Origin of the sequence: Mesorhizobium sp. M7D.F.Ca.US.004.03.1.1 (assembly GCF_003998635.1) — a bacterium.
GTDB classification, from domain to species: Bacteria; Pseudomonadota; Alphaproteobacteria; order Rhizobiales; family Rhizobiaceae; genus Mesorhizobium; species Mesorhizobium loti.
This window is the reverse complement of the sequence record NZ_RZQG01001754.1, coordinates 1-491: the sequence shown is the minus strand read 5'-3', so window position 1 is coordinate 491 and position 491 is coordinate 1. Positions and strand designations below refer to the sequence as shown.

Genomic DNA, 491 nt, shown 5'->3' with positions numbered 1-491 from the left:
TTGACCGGCAGCGGTTCGCGCGGCTGCGGCCGTGTCGGGATTTCCATCAGCAGCCCGCCGACCCCCATGCCGGCAATATCCCTGGCGGTCACGTCGAGGCCGGCGATCAGCCTGTCGAGCACCCAGTCGAAGCCGTTCTCCTTCGGGCTGCGGGCGCAACCCGGCGCACCGATGACGCGCTTGCCGTTGAGTGTACCCAGCACCAGCAGATTGCCGGGATCGACCGGCATGCCCGCGCGGACGACGGTACCGCCCGCCTTCTCGATCGCCGCCGGAACGACATCGGCGAAATCGCTCATCGCCGAGGCGCCGAAGATCACCACCATGTCATTGTCGCGCGCCAGGGAGACCGCGGCTTCCGCCACCGGCGCGATCTCATGCGGCGTGCGGCGCTCCGCCGTCAGCCTGCCGCCCGTACGCGCCAGCCGCGCTTCGGTGACGCGCAGCGTCTTGTCGAGCACGGAAGGCTTGATACCGGGCAGAACCTGTCT

1 protein-coding gene is annotated in these 491 nt (G+C 69.2%); it reads right to left on the bottom strand.

Annotated features, from left to right (window positions below; all coding sequences use genetic code 11):
• Window positions 1–491 (bottom strand): molybdopterin-binding protein (locus EN935_RS39865; protein ID WP_348629932.1); only part of this gene is annotated, 491 nt, incomplete at both ends.